Below are 21,629 nucleotides of genomic sequence, written 5' to 3'. Positions count from 1 at the left end.
CTTGTTTGCGCAGAGCTGTGTTTTGGGTTCGAGGAACATGGCTTGAGCCGGGAGGGTGCATTGCGCAGCGCGAGCGGCAAAATCTGCCGGGCGGCGTTGCAGCGCATTGCTGAAAGGGCTAAGAGGCGCGGGACAGTTGTCCGCTGGCCCTTGAACCCAACCGGATGCAAGAAAGATGCTGAATTCGCTTGATATCGCCAAGCGTCCCCAAGACACGCGCGTTGTTGTCGCGATGTCCGGGGGCGTGGATTCCTCGGTTGTGGCGGGCCTGCTGGCTCGGCAGGGCTATGATGTGGTTGGGGTGACGCTCCAGCTTTATGATCATGGCGAGGCCACCCATCGTAAAGGCGCGTGCTGCGCCGGGCAGGACATCCATGATGCCCGCCGGGTGGCGGCGGCACTCGATATTCCCCATTACGTGCTGGACTATGAAGAGCGCTTCCAGCGCTCGGTGATCGCGCCGTTCGCCAATGCCTATCAGCAGGGTGAAACGCCGGTGCCGTGCATTGCCTGCAACCAGTCGGTCAAGTTCGTCGACCTGCTGGAAGTGGCCAAGGATCTTGGCGCTGATGTGCTGGCGACCGGCCATTACGTGCAGTCGCGGCTGGGCGAAGATGGGCGGCGGCAACTGTTCCGTCCCGTCGATGGCGATCGTGACCAGACCTATTTCCTGTTTGCGACCACCCAGGCGCAACTCGACTTCTTACGCTTTCCGCTGGGGGGGATGAGCAAGGCTGCGGTGCGCGAGCTCGCGCGCGAAATGGGGCTCGAGATTGCCGACAAGCACGATTCGCAGGACATCTGCTTTGTGCCGCAGGGCAAATATGCCGATATCATCCGCAAGATGCATCCCGAAGCGGTGGCGCAAGGCGAGATCGTCCATCTCGATGGCCGGGTGCTGGGGCGGCATGCCGGGATCGTCAATTACACGGTCGGACAGCGCAAGGGCCTGGGCGTGGCGGCTGCCGAGCCACTCTACGTGATCAAGCTCGAGCACAAGACCGGGCGCGTCATTGTGGGGCCGCGCGAGGCGCTCAAGACCCATACGGTGCGGTTGCGAGATGTGAACTGGCTGGGGGCGCGGCCGCTGGCCGAAGCTGCCGCCGGCAATGGTGCACCGGTCGAGGTCAAGGTGCGCTCGACGCGCGGGCCGCAGCCGGCCGTGATCCAGATGCGCGATGGCGCGGTTTATGTGACGCTGGTGGCCGGCGAATATGGCATTTCGCCGGGCCAGGCCTGCGTGTTCTACGCCGATGACAGCGCCACGTCCGAAGTGATGGGCGGTGGGTTCATCGCGGAAGCGGTGCCGGCGGTGTTTGCCGCCTAGTTGGCGGGCGCCGGCGTTGGCTCAGTGAAGCCCTTTTGCAGGGGGATCGCGTCTTCGGGCGCGATGTTCTGTTCGGCCTCGATCGTGTCGTAGTTGCGCCATTGCACGAGATTGGTGAACACCGTCGCTGCCACGGTGATGACGGCCAGCCCGATGAAAATGGCGAGCACCCATTGGCTGGAATTGAGTTTTCGCACGGGCATGGCAGTTGCCTTTGAAGGGGGTCAACGGGAACGCACCCCACGGGATGCGCGCCGGGTTTAGCACCTTCGCTGCGCTTTGGCTAAGGCCGTGGTGACGCGCCGCGCCAATTGCGCTCTCCTCCCCGGGCGGGGAGGAGAGCTGGTGGACTGAAGCGGTTTAGACCAGGGGCTTGAGGCCCGCTTCGATGCTCGCCCGCCGGCTTTCAAGGAAAGGCGGCAGGGAAAGGCTTTCACCCAAGGTTTCCATCGGCTCATCCGCAGCAAAGCCGGGCACGTCCGTCGCGATCTCGAACAGAATGCCATTGGGCTCGCGGAAATAAAGCGAGGTGAAGTAGAACCGCTCGACTTCCCCGCTCGAGCGGATGCCGAACGAGTTGACATGGGCGATCCACTGCCGGAGCGTATCCTGGTCGGGCGTGCGGAACGCCGCATGGTGCACGCCACCGGCGCCGGGCCGTGCCGGGGGCAGGCTTGGGTCGACCACCACGTGCAGTTCGGCCGCGGGGCCCCCGGGTCCCATCTCGAACACATGGGTTTCCCCATTGCGCTCGCGGGCGGGATAGGTGCGCACCTTGCGCATGTTCATCACCTGCGTCAGCACCACTTCGGTGCGATCGAGGCGCGGCACGGCAAGGCTGATCGGCCCAAGGCCGATGATCTGCCGCTCGGCAGGCACGGGCGACTTGGCCCAGGGCACGACCTTGTTGGCGGGATCGAGCACGAGGCGGAAGCGCTGGCCTTCGAAATCCTCGAAATCGAGCGAGACATGGCCATTGCGTTCCTTGATGGCCGAGGTGCCGACGCCCTGCGCCTGCAGGTGCTCTTTCCACCATTGCAGGCTGTCCTCGCTATCGACGCGCAGGCCAGTGCGGCTGACAGTGTGGTTGCCGCGCTGCTCGCGGGCGGCGTCGAAATCAAAGAAGGTCAGGTCTGCGCCGGGCGAGGCCACGCCATCACCATAGAACAGGTGGTAAGCAGTGGTGTCGTCCTGGTTGACGGTCTTCTTGATCAGCCGCATGCCCAGCGTCTGGGTGTAGAACTGCAGGTTCTTGGCCGCCTGGGCGGTGACTGCGGTCAGGTGGTGGATGCCGCCAAGCTGAAGGTCCATTGGTGTTCTCCTTGGAGTGCACATGCTCGTCAGCCGAGCCTTGGTGCCGTTGCCCTCAAGATAGGTGAAGTTGCCCGATCCCGTCAGCCCACGGCGCCATAACGGGTTGTTGCGCCTGAGCGAACAATGGAACCCCATCGTTTCCAGGGCGAGGAGGCGATCACAAGCTGGCTAGAACAGGTTTTCGCCGGTGCTTTTGTTCGGTTCGCGCGTTAAGACTGGCGTGAACAGATGAGGAACGTGGATGGCGGCTTTAACCCTTCGTCGCAAGCTGGCCGTGTTGTCGGACGCCGCCAAATATGATGCCTCCTGCGCTTCCAGCGGCACCGAGAAACGCAACAGCAAGGCGAGCGGCGGCATCGGTTCGACCGAGGGCAATGGCATTTGCCACTCCTATGCGCCGGACGGGCGCTGCATTTCGCTGCTCAAGCTGCTGCTGACCAATTTCTGCATCTATGAATGCAGCTATTGCATCAACCGCTCCTCGTCCAATGTGCAGCGGGCGCGCTTTTCCGTCGAGGAAGTGGTGGGACTGACCCTCGACTTCTACAAACGCAACTATATCGAGGGGCTGTTTCTGTCCTCCGGGATCATCCGCTCGCCCGACTATACGATGGAACAAATGGTGCGGGTGGCGCGCAGCCTGCGCGAGGACCATCACTTCGCCGGCTATATCCATCTCAAGGTCATTCCCAATGCCGCGCCTGAGCTGCTGGCGGAAGCCGGGCGCTGGGCGGATCGGCTATCGACCAATATCGAGCTGCCGACCGATCTGGGGCTGGAGGCACTGGCGCCGGAGAAAAAGCCGAGCGAGATCCGCACGGCCATGGCCCGCATCCGCGGCAAGCTGGCGGAAGCCGCGCCTGAGCCAAAGACCAAAGCCGACAAGCCCAAATATGCGCCGGCGGGGCAATCCACGCAGATGATCGTGGGTGCCGATGCTGCCAATGACGAAGCCATCCTGACGCGCGCGGCGGGGCTGTATTCGGGCTACAAGCTCAAGCGGGTTTATTACTCGGCCTTTTCGCCCATTCCCGACTCCAGCGCCAAGCTGCCCCTCAAGGCGCCGCCGCTCCTGCGTGAGCACCGGCTCTACCAGGCCGATTGGCTAATCCGGTTCTATGGCTTTGACGTGCCCGAGATCGTGGCGGGCGGGGAGGGTGGGTTGCTGGACCTGGCGATCGACCCGAAGCTTGCCTGGGCGCTCAAGCATCGCGAGCGCTTTCCCGTCGATGTGAACCGCGCCGACCGCGAACTGCTGTTGCGGGTGCCGGGACTGGGGACCAAGAGCATCGAGCGGATCATCACGACGCGGCGCCACCACAGTTTGCGCCTTGAAGATGTGGCGCGCATTGTCGGCTCGATCGATGCGGTGCGCCCGTTCATCGAAGCGGTGGACTGGACGCCGGGCGGTATGACCGATGATGCAAAGCTCAAGGCCAAGTTGACGCCGCAGCCCGAACAGTTGAGCCTGTTTGCATGATTTCGGTGCGGCTGGAGAAGCGCAACGACTTTGCCGAGTGGCGGGCCAAGGCGCGGCAGTTGTTGCTGGCGGGCGTGCGGCCCGAGCAGGTGATCTGGCGGGGGCCGGGGGAAGAAAACGGGTTGTTCGAAGCGGGCGATTCCATGCTGCCAAGCGGGGAAGGGGCGGTCGGGAGCGTGCCGCCCGCCTTTATCGAGTTGGCGCAGTTGGCGATCTGCAACAATGATCCCGAGCGGTTTGCTCTGCTCTATCGCTTCTTGTGGCGCCTGCTGGAGGATCGAGGGCTGATGACGGCGGCCTCCGACCCCGATTTGCTGCGCCTAACCGGTCTGGCTTCGGCGGTCCGGCGCGACAGCCACAAGATGAAGGCGTTTGTGCGCTTCAAGGCTGTTATCGACGATAGCGGGCTCGAGCGCTTTGCCGCCTGGTTCGAGCCCGAGCATTTTATCCTTGAACGTACGGCACCGTTTTTCGAGCGCCGCTTTGCCGGCATGATCTGGGCGATCATCACGCCCTATCGCTCGGCCTTTTGGGACGGGCAGGAGCTGTTGTTCGGGCCGGGCGGGCAGAAAAGCGACGTGCCCGAGGATGATGCGGTCGAGGGCGACTGGAAGACCTATTTCGCCTCCATCTTCAATCCTGCGCGGCTCAAGATCGGCGCGATGAAGGGGGAGATGCCGATGAAATACTGGCGCAACCTGCCCGAGGCCGAACTCATTGCTCCCATGATCCGAGGTGCCAGAGAAGCGGAGCGGGAAATGATCGAGCGGGTTTCGAGCCAACCACCGGCACGGCATCTGCGGCGCCCGACAGAGGCGCCGGCAGTCCAGGATGGGGAGCGCGAGGTCGCCTCGCTCGCCGAGGCACGCGCGGCCGTGCAGGAATGCCGGCGCTGCCCGCTGTTCGAATTTGCAACGCAAGCGGTGTTCGGGGAAGGACCCGAAGCCGCCGACGTGATGTTTGTTGGCGAGCAGCCGGGCGACCAGGAGGATCTGGCGGGGCAGCCCTTCGTGGGGCCAGCGGGCAAGGTGCTGGATGCCGCGATTGAAAAGGTGGGGATCGACCGCGAGCAGGTCTATGTCACCAATGCAGTCAAGCATTTCAAGTTCGAGCCGCGCGGCAAGCGGCGCATCCACCAAAAGCCCAATGGGGGCGAGGTGGAGGCGTGCCGATTCTGGCTCAATCTGGAGCGGGCGTTCGTTAAGCCCAAGGTGATCGTGGCGCTGGGCGCCACGGCGGCGTCGAGCCTGTTGGGGAAAGCGGCAACGATTTCACGGCTGCGCGGTGCGCCGATCACCATGGATGATGGCACGATGCTGTTTGTGACCAATCATCCCTCCTATTTGCTGCGCATTCCCGAGCGGGAGCGCCAGGAAGAAGAGCGGGCCAAGTTCGAGGCGGACCTCGTTTTGGTGCGCGACGCGATCGAGCGGGTCAGAACAGCGCAGAACTCAGTTGCGTCACACACTTGACAGCGCCGCTCGCCAAAACTAGGTATTCGCGCATCGGCCTTATCGAGGCTGAGCCGTGAGGCGGAGTAGCTCAGTTGGTTAGAGCAGCGGAATCATAATCCGTGTGTCCCCAGTTCAAATCTGGGCTTCGCTACCAATCAAAACCCCCGGGAAACCGGGGGTTTTTTGCTTCTGCGGGGAAAAGAACGAAACGAGCTCTAGACACTGCGTCTAGACAGCTTCTGTTCCTGTTCGTTCTGATGCTGGCGATCCATAGCATCGGTTACCGTCGCCATTTTGTTCCGCAAGTTAGCGTGTTTGCTGTAGTGCGCGGCCATTATCTCGGTCTTTTGTCCGAGGGCGTCAGCTATAGTGCGAGTGTCAAAACCTTGCTCACGCATGGTCGTGGCCACCGTGTGCCGGAGGCCGTGGATGGTAAGGCCAGGCTGCACCAAGTTCTGCTCTTCCAGTGACATCCTGAACTTTCGCCATGACGCCCGAAATCCACTTTCCGACCAGGCTTTGCCCCGGCTGGTCGCTGCGATTTCTGGCACGCCGTCAAACCGCGGCGCTGCGTCGAGGATCTCCCGCAACGCTGCGGGACAGCGCCACCACACGAAAGTCCCTGCTTTGCTGGTGGTGGTCGAGATGTCGTGCCCATTGTAGCGCGCCCATGTCATGCGCAGCACGTCACCTTCACGCAGTCCAACAAACATCGCCAATGCGATCGGCACCTTGAGGTGAACGGGGGCTGCCTCCATGACAGCCTCGCGCTCAAGCTGGGTCCATGGGCGGTTAGCGTCGGCCATTCCTTTCGGCCGGCGTATCTTTTTGACTGTTCGGATCACCGGATTTGTGGCGACCATCTCGCGCTCCCTCGCGAACTCGAAGATGACCGAAAATACAGCCACAACGTAGTTGGCGAACCGGCGCTTGTGCTTGGCGAATGCCTTGTCCCGGATCTTCACAATGGCCCCGCTGGTGAAAGAGGCTAAAGGCAGATCCTGCATCGGCTTAAGATAGTCGAACACCTTCTGGTAGTCCGCCTGCGTACGGGGTGCCAGAAGAGGCATGGCCGTCATCCGATACATCACGATCAGCGCGCCAAGGGTGCCCGCCTTGGCATTGCCGGCGGACGCTTTCGCCAGTTCGTCATTGAGGCGGGCTACCTCCGCCACGAATTCAGGCGTGCCATACTCGGCGTTGATCCTCTTCCCGCTTTTCCGGTGATAAGAATACCACTTGCCGGACTTCGGCTCGAAGTATCGCTTAATGCCGGGTATTGCCGGTTTTTTCTTCCGCGGCGCCATTCAGGGCTTCCAGTGCTTGATCGAATTCGGATTTGGTCTCTATCCCTTTGAGCCCGTCAATCCATTTATCGAGATCAGCCCGGTCAAATCGCTCAAGACGCTTACCGGGGCCAAGAGGAACAGGTCGCACGGTGCATACCGCCGTGAAGGTTGGAACCGACAGAGCGCAATAAGCCGCCGCTTCGGCGCGAGACAGTAGGCGCCGGGCTTGAGGGATATGGCTCATCCTAGCGCCCCCATCGCCGACCTGATGGCGGTGAAGGTCCAGGTGAACGCTGGAAACCACCACAACCATGTGAATTCGGGCGCAAAGATCGTCTGGGGTTGCAGTCCCGTGGCCCATGATGCGCAGCTGAGCGCCGCAACTGCGCACCCGGATACCCACGACAGTCTCAAGGTCGTTCCCCTTCAGCGATCTCAAGGGCGATCCGTACCGCCGCGAGCGCTCCGCTGCTTTCGTCGCCGTGCCTCCGGCGCTCGCGCATGGCGATGGACTGCGCGCGGGCGCGCTCCTGTTGAATTGCGAGAGCAATCAGAATAGCGCCGTCCTCTGCACCTTCATCTTGCCATAGCGCCCGAGCCGTTTCCCAAACGTCAGGGCTGACGCCCGCCGGCTGTTCCTCCGGTGCCGATGCGGGCAGGCTGGTTACTTCAATCTGCGGCATCAGCCGGTCAAGCGATGGGAGCCGGGCGGGAGGCTCAGTGCCCCAAGCCCATAATTCCAGTCGGGTGATGCGCGCGATGAATTCGCTCAGGTCAGCCATTTGAGACCACCATGACGTTGATGATCAGGTTCACGGCCATGAAGACCGCGATCACGACCCAAGACTTCCACGGCTTGTGCCCGTAGTTGATCAGCCCCGCATCGACCATGCCCAGCGCGTGAGCCAACACCATGCCGAGCGTAGCGACTATTTGCGCTGTCATGGCTTCACCTCCGCCAGCGCATCTGGTTTCGCCGCAGTTTGCGTGGAAACTGCCGCAACTTGCGGCGGTATCGGGACAGTTTGTCCGGAAACCCCCGCAGTTTGCGTGGGTTTATTATTCTCGCCGCTCATCAGTGCCTTTCGCAGCTCGTCCGCGGCTTTGATCGTGGCTTGACTGATCAGCCCACCGTTGCCCCCGACGTACTTGCCCGCGACCATGGCACCGTTGTTGTCGAAGTCGACAGCATCGAGCAGAGCCTTCGCCTTCGCTTCAATCTTGTTCATGGGATGCTCCGAGCTACAGATGCTCGACGTCGGATGCGAGCATGTCCTTGAAGGTTGCGCCTTCCCTCCCATCGACAGGCACCTCCAGGGAAAGCTGCTTGTGCTGGTCGAACATGCGGTAGTGCGCCGTAACGAAGGTTTTGGCGCTTTTCACAATGTCCTTTTCGGCCACGCGCCCCTCGAGTACCGCCAGGACAAGCGCGGAGATTACGTCATCCCGGACGTCCGGAGGTAGGCTCTTGGGGACGGCGGTCATGGCGTCGGTAAATAGCTTGGTCTGCCACTCCCTGAATGCCCTTCCCTCTCTGGGCAGTGTTGACAGCTTGACCTTTATGGCCCGACGGCGGCTCCGTTCGCGTGCCTTCTCTGGGTTCGCAGCCCGCCATGCAGGCTCCTTGGCGCGCAGGCGGTCCGGATCTGTCTGCATCAGGTGAGCGTAGTGGGCTCGGAAATAGGCGTTTTTCCGTGCCATATTCTGCGCATACCGTTCCGGTTGCTCAGACTTAATCCGCTCGTACCGACGTTTCTGGTTAGCCCTGCGAACGACAGCCTTGCGCTCCTTCCATACCTCAAATTCTTCCGGGGTCATTTCGGCGACATTGATGCGGGCAGCCATAGCGTCCTCCTTCTCCAAGGGGTTGCACCTTACCAACGGGTCGCGCTTGGCAAGGGCGATGCTGTTCTCGAAGATTTGCATCAGAACACTCTGTCGAAGCAGACGCTGAAGGACGCGATTAGGGGCTTGAGCATGCCCCCGAAAGACGCGACGAACCGGCGTGATGGTGGTGACCACGGGCAGGGTCGCTGTAAATTCCTTGAGGAAAGCCTTTGTCACAGACGAGTTCTCCTTGGCTTCTCAAATTGACAAATCCCGGTCATTGCTTCGCCCTCGCTTCCTCGGCGCGCTCGGCACCCTCCAGTGCGTCCACAGCAGCGCCGGCCATAGGGATGGCGATGTCGCGGAGCGTGCGGGCGACAGCGCCAGTGATCTGCGCATTTTCAGATGAACCCCCGTCGTACATGTCGAGCGCTTCAAGCGCGGCATGGCAGACGATCAGCAGTGCGTTGAGGTCATAAGCGCCGTCGACGGAGAGGGTGAGGGGGCTGTGGGCCATCACATGCCCTCCTTCACGCGTTCAATGTCCGCGACGGCGGCTAGAATGGCAGCGCCCGCCCCGAGGCGGACCAGAGCTTGGTTGCAGCAGGCGGAAAGGGCCTCGCCTACTTCGTCGTCATGCAGCCCTTGAGCGATGTGAAACACCGCCCAGACCATGGCTCTTGCGTCGGCAATCGCGTCAGCGGCTTCGTTTACTTCGTGAACCAGCGCCATCATGCACCCGCCCGATTTGGCTTGGCGCTCTCCGCCTCGAAGGCAGCGTTCGAAATCTCCACGAAGTCGTCTTGGAACTCGTCGACCTGGTCGGCTAAGTCCTGACAAACCTCCCAAAGCTCCGATACGAGCCAGTCGAGGGTGTCCCGCACATTATCGGTGACCGGAAACGCCTTGACGCATTCGATCTCTGTGGGTTGGCCCTTGTTCGCTGCCAAGTGCTGATTGAATTCACCGAGGATCACGTTCGAAAGGTGCTTGGCCGCGTAGGCCTTCGCGAGCATCCCGCCCTTGGTGTCTATCGATGTGCTGATCTTGTGGACCGTTGTCACCGAGACGATCGCGGTGATATCCTTCGCAGTATCCATTGAAGCCTCCGTTTTGGTGGAAGGCTCGGGGAGCGTCTCAACCGCTTGCCCGGGCCGATTTGCTCAAAGCATTGACGACAGCAGGGCGGCGACGTTCTCGATGTCCGGTTGCCACCGGCCGGCATGGCCGATCGTGGTCAGCAGATAGGTAGCTTTACGATTGTTGGCGTAGCGGGTGTTGGTCGGCTGACGCATCAGTGCGATCAGCGCCTGCGTCTCGGCATCGCACAGGCGGTCCCGGCGTTTCTCTGCGCCGTCACCCTCGTAAGCAGAGCTACGGCTGTCCGCTGCATCGCAGGACTGCACAAAGGCGAGCCAGAGGCGCTGGTGGCGAGCGATGAGCTGCTCCACCCGATCGGCGCCTGCGCTCGACCACGATGAGATATCTTCGGCAGCATCGGCGCGGACGGCCGGAACGATGGCGAGCCCAAGGGCAGTGCTCGCGACGGCCGCACTGGCACCGGTCAGTGCTGAGCGGCGGGTGAGGGTAGGTGACGGCATGTGGGCCTCCAGATCAACTCTGGATTAACCCTAACGGGGGATTTATCCCTCGTCAATGGCGATGGGGGATAAATCCCGCATCTGTTACTTCAATTCGCGAATTACCTGGCGGCCCACACCGATAATACGAACTGAACCCGATGCTGGCGGGAGTAGGCTCAAGCGTTCAGGATCGGCCTCATCGCCATCCTCGAACGAATTCTGGTCGATAAGAACGGATCGCGGCTCGTCGACCCTCGGCGCTGTGGTCAGGCTCACTACTCCTTTGCGTACCGAAACAACGCGGGCACTGTATTCGTAGGGCCCCTGTGGCATTCCATGCAGTGCCCGCTCCACGACGACAAGGGTGCCCGGTATCAGGATGTCCGCAACGCCCGAGGTCGTCTGCTCAACTATGAGTAGGTCGTCTTTGAGCAGGCCTCCGCCGGCTAAACTGTCGTCTCCTAAACGGTAAAGCTGCACTTCTCCAATGATCCCCGCTGGAACGGCAATGGTGTGCAAATCTTGGAACGCGCCGCTGTTTTCCCCGAGGGTGGAGAGAGAGTCGGCGTAAACTCCGACTTTCAGAACTGCCCGCACGGACAGCATCTGAACGCCCAGCGTCTGTGCAAAACCACTTAGCGCGCTACTCGATGCGCCTGCCTGGTCTTCGTGCCCAGTTAAGAACGCGACTGAGCACCCGAGGGGGCCGGCGAGTTTCATCAAGGTATCAAGCCTGGGATGACCAGCCTTGCCGTTTAGAATGTCGCGGATAGCCGACCGACCGAGCCCCGCCTCCATGGAAACGGCTGAAGCGCTCTTGCCGGTAGCGCTCAAGCGCGCCCGAATGCGATCTGCCAACGTCGTAGAATTTGCCATACCCAACTATCCCTCAGAAGCGGTGGATCACAAAGTTGGATATATCCCCCAAAAAGATGTTGCGTTAGAGGGAAACGTCCCCCATGGTTAAGAAGCTATGGAAAACGAACTTCGCAACTTCCTCCTTCTAATCGCCCGCCAGTACGCGGGGGCGGCCGGTTGTGCTCTTTCGACCGTTGCCCGGCGCTGTCGCAATGACAAAGCTTTCTTCGTCCGTATTGCCAGTGCTGATGGCAGCTTCACCGTCCGAACCTTCGACGAGGTAATCGCGTGGTTTGATGCCAACTGGCCTGAGGGACACGACAAGCCCGACCTCACCTTGCCGCGGATCGCCGCATGATCTCGCACTTGCACGCACGCGACGGTCCGGTGACCTGACAGTTCAGCTCTCCCCATAATCTCGGTCGGGCAGGCTAGTCGGACAACCAGCCGCCACCAGCGAAAGAACTCCGATCATGAAAACACATGAAATCGATGATGGCGAAGCCATGTCTGCTGTCTTGCAGGATGCAATGCAGTTCGCTTTCCGCACGGCGGGCGGACAGGGCCGGTTGGCACGAGCGCTCGGCATAAGTGCGCAGGCGGTCAGCCAGTGGGTGGCCATCCCTACGCTGCGCGTTCTGGAAGTTCAGGAGCTTACCGGCATCCACCGGTGCGTCCTTCGCCCGGACATATATCCCGATGCGCATTCCGTGCGCGACCGCGATCTTCCCGGCCCCGATGGGATTGCGTTCGACGAGAAGGTCATCCGCGCCTTTCTGGACGCCCGGCACCGCAACGTCGCCGATCCCGGAATTCGCACGGCCGAGGCGCTGGTTGAAGCGCGCAATAATCTGGCGTTCGTTCTGGGGCTCGTCGAGGAATGAGCGCCTTGACCGTAGCCGGCCTATTCCATCTTGAGAAACTCGTGCGTGTGGAAGCAGAGCGCCTCCGAATACGCAATCCGGCCGTCGACGCTTCTGCCGTCGCCAGTGAGCATGCCCGAGCCCAGCGCACGCGTGCCGATGACTTTGACCAGATCGGCAACCTGCTGGCTGGCCTCCAAGATGATTGGGACGAACTAGGGCCCAAGGTTCGCGCCGGGTTTGTAAGGCAGCGCCGCGAGTACGAGGCCATCCGGGACCAGGCGCAGGTCGTTGCGGAGGATGCCGCGTGACCGACACCATCACAAAGCCATGCACTAAAGCGGAAGCGCAGGTGCTTACCGATCGCATCCGCCAGAACGTGGACCAACTATGGTCGCTTCTGCTTGAGGCGCACGACCGGCGCGCTTGGAAGGCGCTCGGGTACGAAACGTTTGACGCCTACGTGAAAGCCGAACTTCCCGTCGGGGCCCGCCGCGCTTATCAGCTGATCGACCAAGGCAGCGTCATTCGCGAAATCAGCGCTGCAGCTGGTCTGGATGTGAACCACGGTTCACAAATCTCCGAGCGAGCGGCACGCGACATTAAGTCGGAACTTCCAGCCGTCACGAAGGAAATCCGCTCCCGCGTTGAAGCCGGGGAAGACCCCAAGAAGGCGACCGCCGAAGCCATTGCTGCCAAACGCGCAGAAAAAGCGGCAGCGAAGGCCGAACGCGATGAGCAGCAGGCCAAATGGGATCGCGAACAAGAAGATGCGCGCCGAAACCTGAACCCAGCGGTGCAGCGCAGCGAGCTGGCTAAACATAACAACGGTGCCCGCAATGCGGCAGTTGCGGCTGCGCCAGGTGTTCCTGCCGAAGAGCACCCAGAGGCCGTGAGAGCTCATCGTGATGAACTGATCGATGAAGTCGCGGCGCTCCGAGCTGACATCGTTGAGCGTGACCGTCGACTTGCCGCCTTCGACGCGATGGCTGTCCAATTTGAGCAGGGTGGCTTTGAGGCCATCATTGCCACCAAAGACGAGCGAATTCGGGGTCTGCAGCGAGATGTCGAAGCCATGTCTGCCGATCGGGCGACCCTCGCCAAATCGCGCGAGTTCTGGCGCAAAACCGCGTTTGAGCTCGGTTATGTCTCGCCAAACTTGCAGACGAAGGGCGGGCCTGACGAGTCGCCTCTTGATGATCTCAGCGATGAGGCGGGCTTCTGATGCTGGGCTCGCGAGAACCGGAAATCCTTCAGCTGCGCGATTATCAACTCGCTGCAATTGATCGCCTGCGAGACGGCGTCAAGGCCGGCGCTCGTCGGCAAATCCTCGCCATTCCCACCGGCGGGGGAAAAACCGAAACCGCGATCCATCTGGTCCAAGAGGCCATCAGGAAGGGCTCGCGCGTATGGTTTATCGTTGACCGGGTAACCCTCGTTGACCAAACGGTCGAACGGTTCGGTTGATACGGTATCGAGCTTGGCGTAATGCAAGCAGACCACTTCCTGACCGATGCTGCCCAGCAAGTTCAGATTGTCAGTGCTCAGACGCTGGCCCGGCGTTGGGTGGCAGATCGCTTGCTCCCGCAGCTCATCATCGTTGATGAAGCGCACGTCCGGCACAAGGCCGTCCAGGAGCTTATCCGGCGTGCGATGGCCCTCGGCGTGAAAGTTGTTGTCGTCGGGCTCACGGCCACCCCGTTCACTGCCGGCATGGCAGACGATTGGGATAAGCTGATCAGCCCGATAACCGTCAATGAGCTGATAGCTTCCAAAAATTTGGTTCCGCTTCGCATTAAGGCGTGTGTCGCGCCTGACATGTCGGGCGTGAAAATCAAGGCAGGAGAGTACGACGAGAACGAAACGGCAAGCCGGGGCATCACCATTATCGGCAATGTTGCCGACACCTGGATAGAGCAGACGGCAGCGGTCTTCGGGGGGCCGGTTAAGACCATCGTCTTTTCACCGACGGTGGCCCACGGCGAGGAATTCTGCCGGCAGATGGCTGCGCGTGGCTTTAACTTTCAGCAGCTCAGCCATCTGGATCGGGACGAAAATCTACGCCGGGCGAAGATTGCCGAGTTTCGCCGACCAAACAGCAACATAGACGGCCTGGTTTCATGCGCGGTTCTGACGCGCGGCTTCGACGTGCCAGAGATCTTGTGCGGGATCTCGTGCAAACCATACCGAAAGTCGTTCTCGAGCCACATACAGGAGATGGGCCGCGTCATGCGATCCTCTCCAGGTAAGGAATTCGGCCTGTGGCTTTGCCACAGCAACAACGTGATTTCATTCGCAGCGGACACTGCCCTGCTGTTCGAAAACGGCGTTGATAGCCTCAGCGATGCCGCGAAACAGGATAGCACGCCGCGCGAGCCGAAAGAGGTGGTGAAGCGCGAGCACTTTTGCCCGGAGTGCTCTACCCAGGTGGTCTTGGGCATCTGCCCGTCATGCGGATGGCAGCGTCCAGCGGTGGGCACGGTGCAGATCGTGCAGGGCGAGCTCATCGATTTCGAGATCAGCACGAAGCATGCTTTCCAACCGCGGCCTGGATTGCGAGCCGCCTGTCTGGACCGACCACAGGCCATGTGGAACGCCGCAGTGGCCTATTGCAGCGCTAGCACCCGTAAAGGACCCGAAGCGGCACGCAAATGGGCCTTCGGCGTATGGGCGGGCATTTATCCCGGCGCCAAATTGCCCAAAGGCCTGTTCGAAGCGCCCTATGATGCCGGAAAGGTCCAGCCTGACGAATGGTCGCTCATCGAACGTGAAATCAAGAGGTTTCGCAAGAGCGGAAAGAGGGCGTCGGCATGACGCTGGAGGAGGCCATCAGCCAAGCCTGTGCGTCCGTATCGGTGTCTCAGCCGAAGACGAGCACCATGCGCAAGTGGCTACGCACCGACGCCATCGGCAAGAATGGTAAAGGCGACGGCAGCGTCATGCTGGACGAGGACCGCGTCACCGCCTTCAACTGGCAGACAGGCGAGAAGTCCACTGTGTGGCTGAACAGCGAACGTTCGCCGGAAGATCGCAGGCGGTTCGCAGAGCGCCGTGCTGTCGATCGGCGGGCCGAAGTGGAGCGGGCAATGCGGGCCGCTCGAGTGGCCGGGCAGATTGTTTCGGCCTCAGCTCTCGGCCTGCACCCGTACCTTGTCGCCAAGGGCTTCCCTGAAGAACGTGGGCTGATCTTGCCAGCCGAGAAGGTAAAGGCCATCGCGGCCGATCCCTCCAGTGGCAAAACTGGCGAGTACCTCGTTCCCAATGGCGCCAAAGTCGCGCTGGTGGTGCCCGCCCGCATCGGCGTGCCGGTGGCCAGCGTGCAGCTGATCTGGCGAGATGGCACCAAGAAGTTTCTGTTCGGCGGCAACATGGGCGGCGCGTTCCATCGGGTGGCCAGCGGCACTGACACCTGGCTGTGTGAGGGTTATGCCACGGCCTTGTCGATCCGGGCTGCCCTAAGGGGGCTGAGCCGCCATGACACTGTGCTGGTGTGTTTCTCCGCCTCCAACATCGTGCGGGTTGCCGCCAGGATCCGAGGCCGCTGCTACATCGCCGCGGATCATGACGCTCCCCCCAAGGCAAACCCTGCGCAATTCGGTGGGCTAGGGGCCGGAGAGTATTACGCTCGGCAAGCGGGCAAGCCTTACACGATGCCGCCGACCATCGGCCACGACTTCAACGATATGCACATGGGCGCCGGCATCTTCGCCGTGCAGCGCCACCTCACCGAGTTTATCCGGGAGGGGAAGATGTAACCGCGGGCGGGCCGCAAGGTGCCTAGGCCCATGCGATCGGTGGCGAAAGCCTGAGATTGTGCCGGGATCGGTTTGGTAAAGCCGCTCGTCGCGCCGGAAACAGCGACAACATAGTCAGCACTGAGACCCCGGCGCACGGGGCGGATAAGCCGGAGCACGAGACCGGGTCCGATCGCTGAGGCACCATTACCCACACAGGACGCACCCTGAAAAAGGTGCACCCGCGTCATCTGTCGATCAGGTGGCTTTGACGCGGCGCCGCCAGAACGAAGCACCGGTAGAGCTGACAGGATGACCCCAGCTCGCTCCTCTCCCGAGGAAATCCGGCACCTGATTGTGTTTAAGCGATGCCCGGCTCCAGAACGCCCGCCCGCCAGACACGCCTCGCCCCGGTGACGGGCGAAGTGTGTCTGCTCAACCCCCACCAACCGCCATTCCGAGAAGGAGCCGAGAGTTATGAGCCTGATGCCAGACAGCAGTACTGATCCTGATGTGTCCACAACCGCTGCGAGCTACCGCGACCCCGGTGAGCTGCCAGCGGTCGACTGGATCGACAAGACATTGATCGACGTCGATACGACCTACCAGCGTGGGCTGGATGAGAACCGAGTTCAGAAGATCCTCGACTGGTTTGCTTGGGACAGTTTCGGCGCTGTCGTGGTCGCTCCGGCCGCTGATGGGCGCTACCACGCCATCGATGGCCAGCACCGCATTGAAGCCGCCAAGCGCCACCCCAAGGTCAGCATGGTGCCGGCCGTGATCATCGTCGCCAGCGGCACGGCGGCGGAGGCCGAAACCTTCGTCAATGTGAACGGCGCTCGCAAAAACGTCTCGCCGCTCGAGATGTTCTGGGCCGAACTGGCAGCTGGCGACCCAGAAGCCGTGACGTTGCAGCAGGTGTGCGATCGGGCAGGGCTCAAGGTGCTGCGCTATCCGGGCAGCAACGGCAAATACGGGCCGTGCGAGACCGTTGCTGTTGCTGCATTGCGCGGGCTGATCGATCGGCGCGGCGCCATGAAGGCCCGGCAGGTGCTTGAGATACTGGCCAAGGCCGATCTGCGCCCGGTCCAGTCCCTCCAGATCAAGGCCGCCGAGCTGCTGATGACCGACCCCGAGTTCAAGGAGGAGGTGGAACCAGAGGCCCTGACCGACAGCATCCGCGCGCATGCGGGCTTGATCGAGGCAGAGGCTAGTGCGTTCGCGGCCACCCACCGCCAGCCCAAGGTGAAGGCATATGCCAGCGTCTGGTTCAAGCGCACGCGGAAGAAACGGAAAGTTGCCTAAGTGTTTCCCAACGACGCAGCTTGCGCGTAGGGTAACACTTATGAGCAAAGGACCAGGACGCATACAGCGTCAGATCGCCGAAGAGTTTGCGCTTCATCCCGATGGAGCGCCGACGACCGAGGAGCTGTGCGAAGTAGTTTTCCCCGGGCTGAACCGTGCCGAGAAGAGGCACCGGGTCTCCGTCATTCGTGCGGCCAAGCTGGTTTGCGCAGCGGTGGATGGTTGGCAGTGGTCGAGTATGGAGGCGCTCGGGGGCGGCCTGGTATTTTGGAACCGCTACAGCGTGCAATCCTACGCGACCATGCGCGCCAAGACGGACATGTTCGTGGCCTACCGGTCCAACGATCCGCGGCTGGCATCTCACCGGGTCGGCACGCCTGAAACAATACTGGCCGCGATATCTCCCGGCGGTCGCTACCACAAGCACGTGGTGGAAGGCGGGGCTTGGTGGCGGCACGTGCAGCTATGGATCGCCGAACGCGATGGCGATGTGTCCGATGCGGTCATTGCCTTGCGCGCTGAACAGGAAGCGGTGAAGGCCCAGATCCAGAGGATGGGGGCCGCAATGCGGGCGGCTCAATATTGACGCGGGGACCGAAATCGTCCAGAGTCTGAGCGTCCGACTAGCCTGCCCGACCTCTCCCATCCGAGAGGTCGTTCTATGTCTAAACCCCGCAAGGGTAAGCCGCTCACCTACGATCAAGCGGCCTCCGAACTCCCCGCTGCCGAGGCCCAAGCCCGCGCAGTCTCAAGCGTCTATGCTGAAGCTTATGAGCAGTGCATCGTCCAGCTGCGGACCCTGCACGGCATCATGGCGCGCGAGGCGGCGAAGTCCAAATCAGCGATGCGGCGTGTGGACGAGTTGCGGGCGATTGTCGACGGGGGCGAGGGCCACCAGGTCGTAAAAGAGGCGTTGGTCCCGAACCCGATGATCACGCAGGGTCTGCTCGACGCCGTTGCCAATGGCGAGGTGGAGACGCAGCACGATCGGCACAGTGGCGTCCTGCGAAACGAGGTGCTGCTGGTTGGAGGCCTTGCCCGGGTGAAGGCAAAGACCGAGGCGCAATTCCTCGCGGCGGCCCGATATTGCCGCCTCTACGAAATTTCTCAAATCGGCCCCATGCAGGCTACCGACTATCGTGACCTGCGCGTCGACACGTCGGGCCCCCGGCAAAACCCGGCCTCGCTGAGCAATGACCTTGAACGCTGGGAGTTGACCGGCGCGCGAGAGGCGCTAGGCGCACGCGCGGCCAGCATCGTCGACCAGGTGGTGGTTTACGGAACGTCTGTCCGCAGCCTGGCTGAAAAGCTCAAGATCGGGCAGGGAGGGCAAGCTCGCCGAAGGCTGGAGCGCGAGCTGCTGGACGCGCTTGACGTGCTGGTGGCGCATTTCCGACTGCTGCATAAGGAGGGTGGTAAGCCGAAGGGTTGGACAGACGGTTCCAAGGCGAGGATCGTGCGCGACGAGGAGCCGGCGCCGTGACCGCGCGGATGATCCGGGCCCTGTATGTTCGGCACTGGACTTTGGCGGACGTGATCGCATTCCAGCTCGCCACGATGATGAAGCCCGCCATTGGCTATTGGGCCGTGGTCCCGCTGCTGCTGCTTCTGTTCATCAACACTGTGGCGGAGGAACTGGTGAATGGCGAGAAGCGGCCCTGACTGGCCTATTGCCAAAGCAGGCCAAATCACCTATGTTTTGGTTAAGTTGGCGAAACGCGCCAGAGATTAGGGCTCCCTTGCGGGGGCCTTTTCCTTTTCGCGGTTTGACAACTATTCCGTGCTGCGCGATGGTTGCTCATCTGCAGGCATGTGCCTGTGGGAATAACCCGGCAGTGATACACGCTGACGCAACTGGCAGAACAAGCAAATGGCTACCACCGGCACCGTCAAGTTCTTCGACACCACCAAAGGCTTCGGCTTTATCTCGCCTGAAGGCGGCGGGAAAGACTCCTTTGTACACATTTCGGCCGTTCAGCGGTCGGGTCTCCAGGGCCTCTACGAAGGGGACAAGGTGACTTACGATGTGGAAGCTGGCCGGGACGGCAAAGAGTCAGCAGTCAACCTGAAGCTTGTCTCGTAGCGCCGGCGCCAAGCAGACGCCCAGTCCAAAGCCCCGGCCAGTGCTGGGGCTTCATTGTTTCCCCGCGCCGTCTCAAAAAGAACCCGCCAACAAAGGCGGGCACCAGTTGGGGCAGCGCCGACCACTATGGGCGTGAGGCGCTACGGAACTCAGATTGGCTGGGAGGCGGTTAACAAATCCCTAACAAAGGTATTTGGGCAAGCAGTGCGCTTCAGGGGTCCCATATGGTTTTGCACCCAAATTATCGCCCTCACCGGCGTGTTTGTGTTTGCGCGAGAGCCTGTCAGGTCAAGCCTAGGAAGCCAGCGGCGAAGGCGCCGACCAACACCAGCACAACGATCCAAACGATTGCCTTCAGTAGCTTGAGCGTCATTTCCTGGTCCCTCGTAGCCGACTCGTTTCCGCGGCTCCTGGCTTATTAGTCTGCGCTTTTGCATCTTACCAGTTTGAGGCTACGGCGTGAGCGCTGCCAGGGAACGGCGCTATCTGCAAACAGGCCAGACAACGCCTCAATCTCCATCGAGCGGACGGACACCCCTCCAGCACCCTTTGCACCAACCGGGCCGCTCGAACCCCATTGCACCAGGGCGGTCAACGCAACGGGCCTGCTGATTTCAGACGCTGCTATCGGTGACCTCCAGGTTTTTAAGGGTGAAGGTCCCTTCCCTGTTCGGCGTGGTGACGTTTCAATCACCGATGCAAAGATCACGGACCTGAAGATTGCAACGCTGCCAAACCCCTCTACGTCGCGCCCATCCGTTTGAAGACCTCAAGCACCGCGGCCTTTTGAGTTTCGCCCTGCAGGCCGTCTAGAGCGATGTTCATTATCTCCTTTGCATCATCGTTCTCGAGAATGCCCTTCCTATTCAAGACCTTCATCAGCCCTATGTGCAGAGTTAAAGCCGCAAGGGCGACGTCAAAATTAGTAGGCTCGGCCATATTGTTCCTCCAAGTCTTTGCAGACCAAGAGGATCAGAGCCTCGTGACAGAGTCCAGCCGGAGGGCCGCAGATGCCGGGCTGGCTGCAAGCCTATGCAAGCCGCACTCGCTATGGCTGGCGCCTCGCGCCTCGCAACTCGCGTTCATGATGGAAACCGGGCTTTTCTCTCAACTGACTTGTCGGATAATCCGGAGAGGCGCCTCGGAGAAGGTCTCAATGAAGAAAGAGCTCTCTGAGCCCATTTCAGGGTAGGGTTCGCCACGCCAATAGGCTTGAGCCCATGAGAAGCCGATCGGCCCCACGGGATTTACTCTTCTGAAGTCCACTCTCGCCTCCGGCATCTTCGAGCAGAGCTCCACTTCATAGAGGTTGACGAAACTCAGGTTCTCGCGAGTTCTGTAGGTGTAAGCGCGGTCAAGGTTGTCGAAATAGAAGGCCGACGTTAGGCGGGACGGCTGCTCCAGGAAGCCTTCTCGCCTAACTTGTTCTAGAACACTCTCACGGAGAGCGAGCTTGTGAGCATAGCCCGCTGCCACGACTATCCGACCGTAATTACCCGGCTTTATAATGGCGCCAAGTTCAAGCCAACTGTTGGACCAGTGAAATGGCATTGATCAGAGATCGCCTTGAAGAGAGGCAACCACCTCCTCAGCCTTTCCTATCACGTACAAAATCTGCAGACCGTTAGCGTTCGCCGATGTCTGCACAATGGAAGTGGGTGGCTCGCTTTCGTAGTCGTACGGCCTCACCAAAACAACATGCTCAGGGTTGATGAAGACGGCTTCTCCCGTGGAAGAGTCGTAGAGTTCGACAAGCTTCATTGGCTGAATTCTCGTTGGTGGTCTGAAAAACATTGGAATAATACCAAATGGCTCGTGGCGACACTAGGCCGGGAGATGCTCGGTGTCCTTAGAAGCCCAGGCTCGCGCCATGCGAGCCAAGGTTCAGAAGAACCTGACCTTCGGCATCGCCCGCGGCCTGACCGCGACGGCCAAGTTCGCATCTGAGAAGATGCAGCAACAACTGCCCACCATCTTCGATCGGCCAACCCCATTTACTCAGCGGGCGATTGGCTTCCAGTCAGCCACTAAGGCGAAGCTGGAGGCTAGGGTCTTCGTCCGTGACGTGCAAGCCGGGTATCTGACGCGGCAGGAGCAGGGTGGCCTTCGCAAGCCGCAGCCGGGCAGTCCGATCAACATCGCCGTGGGTCAGCGCCTCAACCAGTACGGCAACATCAGCCGCGGTGCGATTGCCAAGCTCAGGGCCAAGCCCAACGTGTTCGTATCCAAAGGTAAGGGCAAGACCAAGCATCTGCCGCCGGGCATCTACGAGCGCCTCAGTACCAAGAGCAAGAAGGGTCTGGGCTCACGTCGCGGCCGTAAGGTGACAACAGGGAGGGGCAACCAGAAGACCAGGCTGAACATGCTGGTCGCATTCGAGCGCCAGGCCAAGTACCAGCCCCGGTTCCGGTTCGCCGAGCGCGTGACCAAGATCGCCCGCGACAACGTCAAGCGCGAGATTGAAGTCAGCATTGCTCAAGCTATGGCGACGATGAGGTGACGGGGCCCCTGG

At 61.1% G+C, this 21,629-nt stretch carries 31 protein-coding genes and 1 tRNA gene; 17 read left to right on the top strand and 15 right to left on the bottom strand.

Features of this window, described 5'->3' with window-relative positions; genetic code table 11:
• The first annotated feature begins 175 nt into the window (after positions 1 to 175).
• Positions 176 to 1,327, top strand: a complete 1,152-nt coding sequence (mnmA, locus tag AC3YOG_RS14260; RefSeq protein ID WP_489935568.1) for a tRNA 2-thiouridine(34) synthase MnmA — start codon at positions 176 to 178, stop codon at positions 1,325 to 1,327.
• Here mnmA and AC3YOG_RS14255 read toward each other — a convergent pair.
• Both AC3YOG_RS14255 and AC3YOG_RS14250 read right to left on the bottom strand, forming a co-directional pair.
• Complete coding sequence (locus AC3YOG_RS14255; RefSeq protein WP_172124057.1) at positions 1,324 to 1,530, bottom strand: hypothetical protein; 207 nt, start codon at positions 1,528 to 1,530, stop codon at positions 1,324 to 1,326. The genes mnmA and AC3YOG_RS14255 overlap by 4 nt on opposite strands.
• A 157-nt stretch (positions 1,531 to 1,687) precedes the next feature.
• Positions 1,688 to 2,638 (bottom strand): ring-cleaving dioxygenase, encoded by a 951-nt coding sequence (locus tag AC3YOG_RS14250; protein WP_489935567.1) that lies wholly within the window; start codon positions 2,636 to 2,638, stop codon positions 1,688 to 1,690.
• A 244-nt stretch (positions 2,639 to 2,882) separates the two neighbouring features.
• On the opposite strand from AC3YOG_RS14250, the gene AC3YOG_RS14245 reads away from it, so the two are divergent.
• The 3 genes from AC3YOG_RS14245 to AC3YOG_RS14235 all read left to right on the top strand — a co-directional run bounded on the left by AC3YOG_RS14245 (position 2,883) and on the right by AC3YOG_RS14235 (position 5,729).
• The gene (locus AC3YOG_RS14245) at positions 2,883 to 4,121 is read left to right on the top strand and encodes a putative DNA modification/repair radical SAM protein (RefSeq protein WP_489935566.1); all 1,239 of its coding nucleotides are present in this window, start codon (positions 2,883 to 2,885) and stop codon (positions 4,119 to 4,121) included.
• The gene (locus AC3YOG_RS14240) at positions 4,118 to 5,593 is read left to right on the top strand and encodes a UdgX family uracil-DNA binding protein (protein WP_489888745.1); all 1,476 of its coding nucleotides are present in this window, start codon (positions 4,118 to 4,120) and stop codon (positions 5,591 to 5,593) included. Before AC3YOG_RS14245 ends, AC3YOG_RS14240 begins: the two co-directional genes overlap by 4 nt.
• Positions 5,594 to 5,652: 59 nt before the next feature.
• A tRNA-Met gene (locus tag AC3YOG_RS14235) sits at positions 5,653 to 5,729 on the top strand.
• Positions 5,730 to 5,790: 61 nt separating this feature from the next.
• On the opposite strand, the gene AC3YOG_RS14230 is transcribed toward AC3YOG_RS14235, so the two are convergent.
• The 11 genes from AC3YOG_RS14230 to AC3YOG_RS14180 all read right to left on the bottom strand — a co-directional run bounded on the left by AC3YOG_RS14230 (position 5,791) and on the right by AC3YOG_RS14180 (position 11,150).
• Entirely contained in the window at positions 5,791 to 6,882 is a 1,092-nt protein-coding gene (locus tag AC3YOG_RS14230; protein WP_489935565.1) for a tyrosine-type recombinase/integrase, read from the bottom strand.
• Positions 6,842 to 7,108: a hypothetical protein gene (locus tag AC3YOG_RS14225; RefSeq protein ID WP_489935564.1), complete on the bottom strand. Its 267-nt coding sequence runs from the start codon at positions 7,106 to 7,108 to the stop codon at positions 6,842 to 6,844. Before AC3YOG_RS14225 ends, AC3YOG_RS14230 begins: the two co-directional genes overlap by 41 nt.
• 166 nt (positions 7,109 to 7,274) lie before the next feature.
• Positions 7,275 to 7,646, bottom strand: coding sequence for a hypothetical protein (locus AC3YOG_RS14220; protein ID WP_489935563.1), 372 nt, complete (start codon positions 7,644 to 7,646; stop codon positions 7,275 to 7,277).
• The gene (locus tag AC3YOG_RS14215) at positions 7,639 to 7,809 is read right to left on the bottom strand and encodes a hypothetical protein (RefSeq protein WP_489935562.1); all 171 of its coding nucleotides are present in this window, start codon (positions 7,807 to 7,809) and stop codon (positions 7,639 to 7,641) included. The genes AC3YOG_RS14220 and AC3YOG_RS14215 overlap by 8 nt, the downstream gene beginning before the upstream one ends.
• Entirely contained in the window at positions 7,806 to 8,093 is a 288-nt protein-coding gene (locus AC3YOG_RS14210; protein WP_489935561.1) for a hypothetical protein, read from the bottom strand. Before AC3YOG_RS14210 ends, AC3YOG_RS14215 begins: the two co-directional genes overlap by 4 nt.
• Before the next feature lie 13 nt (positions 8,094 to 8,106).
• Positions 8,107 to 8,790, bottom strand: coding sequence for a hypothetical protein (locus AC3YOG_RS14205; RefSeq protein ID WP_489935560.1), 684 nt, complete (start codon positions 8,788 to 8,790; stop codon positions 8,107 to 8,109).
• Between the two features lie 178 nt (positions 8,791 to 8,968).
• Complete coding sequence (locus AC3YOG_RS14200; RefSeq protein WP_489935559.1) at positions 8,969 to 9,208, bottom strand: hypothetical protein; 240 nt, start codon at positions 9,206 to 9,208, stop codon at positions 8,969 to 8,971.
• Positions 9,208 to 9,426 (bottom strand): hypothetical protein, encoded by a 219-nt coding sequence (locus tag AC3YOG_RS14195; RefSeq protein WP_489935558.1) that lies wholly within the window; start codon positions 9,424 to 9,426, stop codon positions 9,208 to 9,210. Before AC3YOG_RS14195 ends, AC3YOG_RS14200 begins: the two co-directional genes overlap by 1 nt.
• Positions 9,423 to 9,791: a hypothetical protein gene (locus AC3YOG_RS14190; RefSeq protein WP_489935557.1), complete on the bottom strand. Its 369-nt coding sequence runs from the start codon at positions 9,789 to 9,791 to the stop codon at positions 9,423 to 9,425. Before AC3YOG_RS14190 ends, AC3YOG_RS14195 begins: the two co-directional genes overlap by 4 nt.
• A 63-nt stretch (positions 9,792 to 9,854) precedes the next feature.
• Positions 9,855 to 10,292 carry a hypothetical protein gene (locus tag AC3YOG_RS14185; RefSeq protein ID WP_489935556.1) on the bottom strand — a complete coding sequence of 146 codons (438 nt, stop codon included), beginning with the start codon at positions 10,290 to 10,292 and terminating at the stop codon, positions 9,855 to 9,857.
• An 84-nt stretch (positions 10,293 to 10,376) separates the two neighbouring features.
• Positions 10,377 to 11,150 (bottom strand): helix-turn-helix domain-containing protein, encoded by a 774-nt coding sequence (locus AC3YOG_RS14180; RefSeq protein ID WP_489935555.1) that lies wholly within the window; start codon positions 11,148 to 11,150, stop codon positions 10,377 to 10,379.
• Between the two features lie 97 nt (positions 11,151 to 11,247).
• Between AC3YOG_RS14180 and AC3YOG_RS14175 the strand changes: the two genes are divergently transcribed.
• From AC3YOG_RS14175 to AC3YOG_RS14120, 12 genes are all read left to right on the top strand, one after another.
• Complete coding sequence (locus tag AC3YOG_RS14175; protein WP_489935554.1) at positions 11,248 to 11,490, top strand: hypothetical protein; 243 nt, start codon at positions 11,248 to 11,250, stop codon at positions 11,488 to 11,490.
• A 115-nt stretch (positions 11,491 to 11,605) separates the two neighbouring features.
• A complete protein-coding gene (locus tag AC3YOG_RS14170; protein WP_489935553.1) occupies positions 11,606 to 12,016 on the top strand; it encodes a transcriptional regulator in 411 nt (136 codons plus the stop codon).
• 5 nt (positions 12,017 to 12,021) lie between these two features.
• A complete protein-coding gene (locus tag AC3YOG_RS14165) occupies positions 12,022 to 12,306 on the top strand; it encodes a hypothetical protein (RefSeq protein ID WP_489935552.1) in 285 nt (94 codons plus the stop codon).
• The gene (locus AC3YOG_RS14160) at positions 12,303 to 13,220 is read left to right on the top strand and encodes a hypothetical protein (RefSeq protein WP_489935551.1); all 918 of its coding nucleotides are present in this window, start codon (positions 12,303 to 12,305) and stop codon (positions 13,218 to 13,220) included. Before AC3YOG_RS14165 ends, AC3YOG_RS14160 begins: the two co-directional genes overlap by 4 nt.
• Complete coding sequence (locus AC3YOG_RS14155) at positions 13,220 to 13,462, top strand: DEAD/DEAH box helicase family protein (RefSeq protein WP_489935550.1); 243 nt, start codon at positions 13,220 to 13,222, stop codon at positions 13,460 to 13,462. The genes AC3YOG_RS14160 and AC3YOG_RS14155 overlap by 1 nt, the downstream gene beginning before the upstream one ends.
• Positions 13,463 to 13,483: 21 nt before the next feature.
• Positions 13,484 to 14,809 (top strand): DEAD/DEAH box helicase, encoded by a 1,326-nt coding sequence (locus tag AC3YOG_RS14150; protein ID WP_489935549.1) that lies wholly within the window; start codon positions 13,484 to 13,486, stop codon positions 14,807 to 14,809.
• Positions 14,806 to 15,750, top strand: coding sequence for a toprim domain-containing protein (locus AC3YOG_RS14145; protein ID WP_489935548.1), 945 nt, complete (start codon positions 14,806 to 14,808; stop codon positions 15,748 to 15,750). Before AC3YOG_RS14150 ends, AC3YOG_RS14145 begins: the two co-directional genes overlap by 4 nt.
• 456 nt (positions 15,751 to 16,206) lie before the next feature.
• On the top strand, positions 16,207 to 17,034 hold the full coding sequence (locus tag AC3YOG_RS14140; protein ID WP_489935547.1) for a DUF6551 family protein: 828 nt from the start codon (positions 16,207 to 16,209) through the stop codon (positions 17,032 to 17,034).
• 40 nt (positions 17,035 to 17,074) lie between these two features.
• A complete protein-coding gene (locus AC3YOG_RS14135; RefSeq protein ID WP_489935546.1) occupies positions 17,075 to 17,620 on the top strand; it encodes a hypothetical protein in 546 nt (181 codons plus the stop codon).
• A gap of 75 nt (positions 17,621 to 17,695) precedes the next feature.
• Positions 17,696 to 18,517 carry a hypothetical protein gene (locus tag AC3YOG_RS14130; protein WP_489935545.1) on the top strand — a complete coding sequence of 274 codons (822 nt, stop codon included), beginning with the start codon at positions 17,696 to 17,698 and terminating at the stop codon, positions 18,515 to 18,517.
• The gene (locus AC3YOG_RS14125) at positions 18,514 to 18,696 is read left to right on the top strand and encodes a hypothetical protein (protein WP_489935544.1); all 183 of its coding nucleotides are present in this window, start codon (positions 18,514 to 18,516) and stop codon (positions 18,694 to 18,696) included. The genes AC3YOG_RS14130 and AC3YOG_RS14125 overlap by 4 nt, the downstream gene beginning before the upstream one ends.
• 208 nt (positions 18,697 to 18,904) lie before the next feature.
• On the top strand, positions 18,905 to 19,117 hold the full coding sequence (locus tag AC3YOG_RS14120) for a cold-shock protein (protein WP_489935543.1): 213 nt from the start codon (positions 18,905 to 18,907) through the stop codon (positions 19,115 to 19,117).
• Between the two features lie 741 nt (positions 19,118 to 19,858).
• On the opposite strand, the gene AC3YOG_RS14115 is transcribed toward AC3YOG_RS14120, so the two are convergent.
• The gene (locus AC3YOG_RS14115) at positions 19,859 to 20,056 is read right to left on the bottom strand and encodes a hypothetical protein (RefSeq protein WP_489935542.1); all 198 of its coding nucleotides are present in this window, start codon (positions 20,054 to 20,056) and stop codon (positions 19,859 to 19,861) included.
• 615 nt (positions 20,057 to 20,671) lie between these two features.
• Positions 20,672 to 20,878 (bottom strand): hypothetical protein, encoded by a 207-nt coding sequence (locus AC3YOG_RS14110; RefSeq protein ID WP_489935541.1) that lies wholly within the window; start codon positions 20,876 to 20,878, stop codon positions 20,672 to 20,674.
• 82 nt (positions 20,879 to 20,960) lie between these two features.
• Here AC3YOG_RS14110 and AC3YOG_RS14105 point away from each other — a divergent pair, with 82 nt between their 5' ends.
• On the top strand, positions 20,961 to 21,617 hold the full coding sequence (locus AC3YOG_RS14105) for a hypothetical protein (protein WP_489935540.1): 657 nt from the start codon (positions 20,961 to 20,963) through the stop codon (positions 21,615 to 21,617).
• Positions 21,618 to 21,629 lie beyond the last annotated feature (12 nt).

Source organism: Devosia sp. Z6_126, assembly GCF_058133495.1.
The sequence above is the reverse complement of the archived record's forward strand: the minus strand, read 5'-3'. Positions and strand labels throughout refer to the sequence as shown.

Excerpts from the sequence above, each read along its gene's own strand:
- mnmA (WP_489935568.1), top strand. The coding sequence starts at position 176 with ATGCTGAATTCGCTTGATATCGCCAAGCGTCCCCAAGACACGCGCGTT.
- AC3YOG_RS14255 (WP_172124057.1), bottom strand. The coding sequence starts at position 1,530 with ATGCCCGTGCGAAAACTCAATTCCAGCCAATGGGTGCTCGCCATTTTC.
- AC3YOG_RS14250 (WP_489935567.1), bottom strand. The coding sequence starts at position 2,638 with ATGGACCTTCAGCTTGGCGGCATCCACCACCTGACCGCAGTCACCGCC.
- AC3YOG_RS14245 (WP_489935566.1), top strand. The coding sequence starts at position 2,883 with ATGGCGGCTTTAACCCTTCGTCGCAAGCTGGCCGTGTTGTCGGACGCC.
- AC3YOG_RS14240 (WP_489888745.1), top strand. The coding sequence starts at position 4,118 with ATGATTTCGGTGCGGCTGGAGAAGCGCAACGACTTTGCCGAGTGGCGG.
- AC3YOG_RS14230 (WP_489935565.1), bottom strand. The coding sequence starts at position 6,882 with ATGGCGCCGCGGAAGAAAAAACCGGCAATACCCGGCATTAAGCGATAC.
- AC3YOG_RS14225 (WP_489935564.1), bottom strand. The coding sequence starts at position 7,108 with ATGAGCCATATCCCTCAAGCCCGGCGCCTACTGTCTCGCGCCGAAGCG.
- AC3YOG_RS14220 (WP_489935563.1), bottom strand. The coding sequence starts at position 7,646 with ATGGCTGACCTGAGCGAATTCATCGCGCGCATCACCCGACTGGAATTA.
- AC3YOG_RS14215 (WP_489935562.1), bottom strand. The coding sequence starts at position 7,809 with ATGACAGCGCAAATAGTCGCTACGCTCGGCATGGTGTTGGCTCACGCG.
- AC3YOG_RS14210 (WP_489935561.1), bottom strand. The coding sequence starts at position 8,093 with ATGAACAAGATTGAAGCGAAGGCGAAGGCTCTGCTCGATGCTGTCGAC.
- AC3YOG_RS14205 (WP_489935560.1), bottom strand. The coding sequence starts at position 8,790 with ATGCAAATCTTCGAGAACAGCATCGCCCTTGCCAAGCGCGACCCGTTG.
- AC3YOG_RS14200 (WP_489935559.1), bottom strand. The coding sequence starts at position 9,208 with ATGGCCCACAGCCCCCTCACCCTCTCCGTCGACGGCGCTTATGACCTC.
- AC3YOG_RS14195 (WP_489935558.1), bottom strand. The coding sequence starts at position 9,426 with ATGATGGCGCTGGTTCACGAAGTAAACGAAGCCGCTGACGCGATTGCC.
- AC3YOG_RS14190 (WP_489935557.1), bottom strand. The coding sequence starts at position 9,791 with ATGGATACTGCGAAGGATATCACCGCGATCGTCTCGGTGACAACGGTC.
- AC3YOG_RS14185 (WP_489935556.1), bottom strand. The coding sequence starts at position 10,292 with ATGCCGTCACCTACCCTCACCCGCCGCTCAGCACTGACCGGTGCCAGT.
- AC3YOG_RS14180 (WP_489935555.1), bottom strand. The coding sequence starts at position 11,150 with ATGGCAAATTCTACGACGTTGGCAGATCGCATTCGGGCGCGCTTGAGC.
- AC3YOG_RS14175 (WP_489935554.1), top strand. The coding sequence starts at position 11,248 with ATGGAAAACGAACTTCGCAACTTCCTCCTTCTAATCGCCCGCCAGTAC.
- AC3YOG_RS14170 (WP_489935553.1), top strand. The coding sequence starts at position 11,606 with ATGAAAACACATGAAATCGATGATGGCGAAGCCATGTCTGCTGTCTTG.
- AC3YOG_RS14155 (WP_489935550.1), top strand. The coding sequence starts at position 13,220 with ATGCTGGGCTCGCGAGAACCGGAAATCCTTCAGCTGCGCGATTATCAA.
- AC3YOG_RS14150 (WP_489935549.1), top strand. The coding sequence starts at position 13,484 with ATGCAAGCAGACCACTTCCTGACCGATGCTGCCCAGCAAGTTCAGATT.
- AC3YOG_RS14145 (WP_489935548.1), top strand. The coding sequence starts at position 14,806 with ATGACGCTGGAGGAGGCCATCAGCCAAGCCTGTGCGTCCGTATCGGTG.
- AC3YOG_RS14140 (WP_489935547.1), top strand. The coding sequence starts at position 16,207 with ATGAGCCTGATGCCAGACAGCAGTACTGATCCTGATGTGTCCACAACC.
- AC3YOG_RS14135 (WP_489935546.1), top strand. The coding sequence starts at position 17,075 with ATGAGCAAAGGACCAGGACGCATACAGCGTCAGATCGCCGAAGAGTTT.
- AC3YOG_RS14130 (WP_489935545.1), top strand. The coding sequence starts at position 17,696 with ATGTCTAAACCCCGCAAGGGTAAGCCGCTCACCTACGATCAAGCGGCC.
- AC3YOG_RS14120 (WP_489935543.1), top strand. The coding sequence starts at position 18,905 with ATGGCTACCACCGGCACCGTCAAGTTCTTCGACACCACCAAAGGCTTC.
- AC3YOG_RS14115 (WP_489935542.1), bottom strand. The coding sequence starts at position 20,056 with ATGGCCGAGCCTACTAATTTTGACGTCGCCCTTGCGGCTTTAACTCTG.
- AC3YOG_RS14110 (WP_489935541.1), bottom strand. The coding sequence starts at position 20,878 with ATGAAGCTTGTCGAACTCTACGACTCTTCCACGGGAGAAGCCGTCTTC.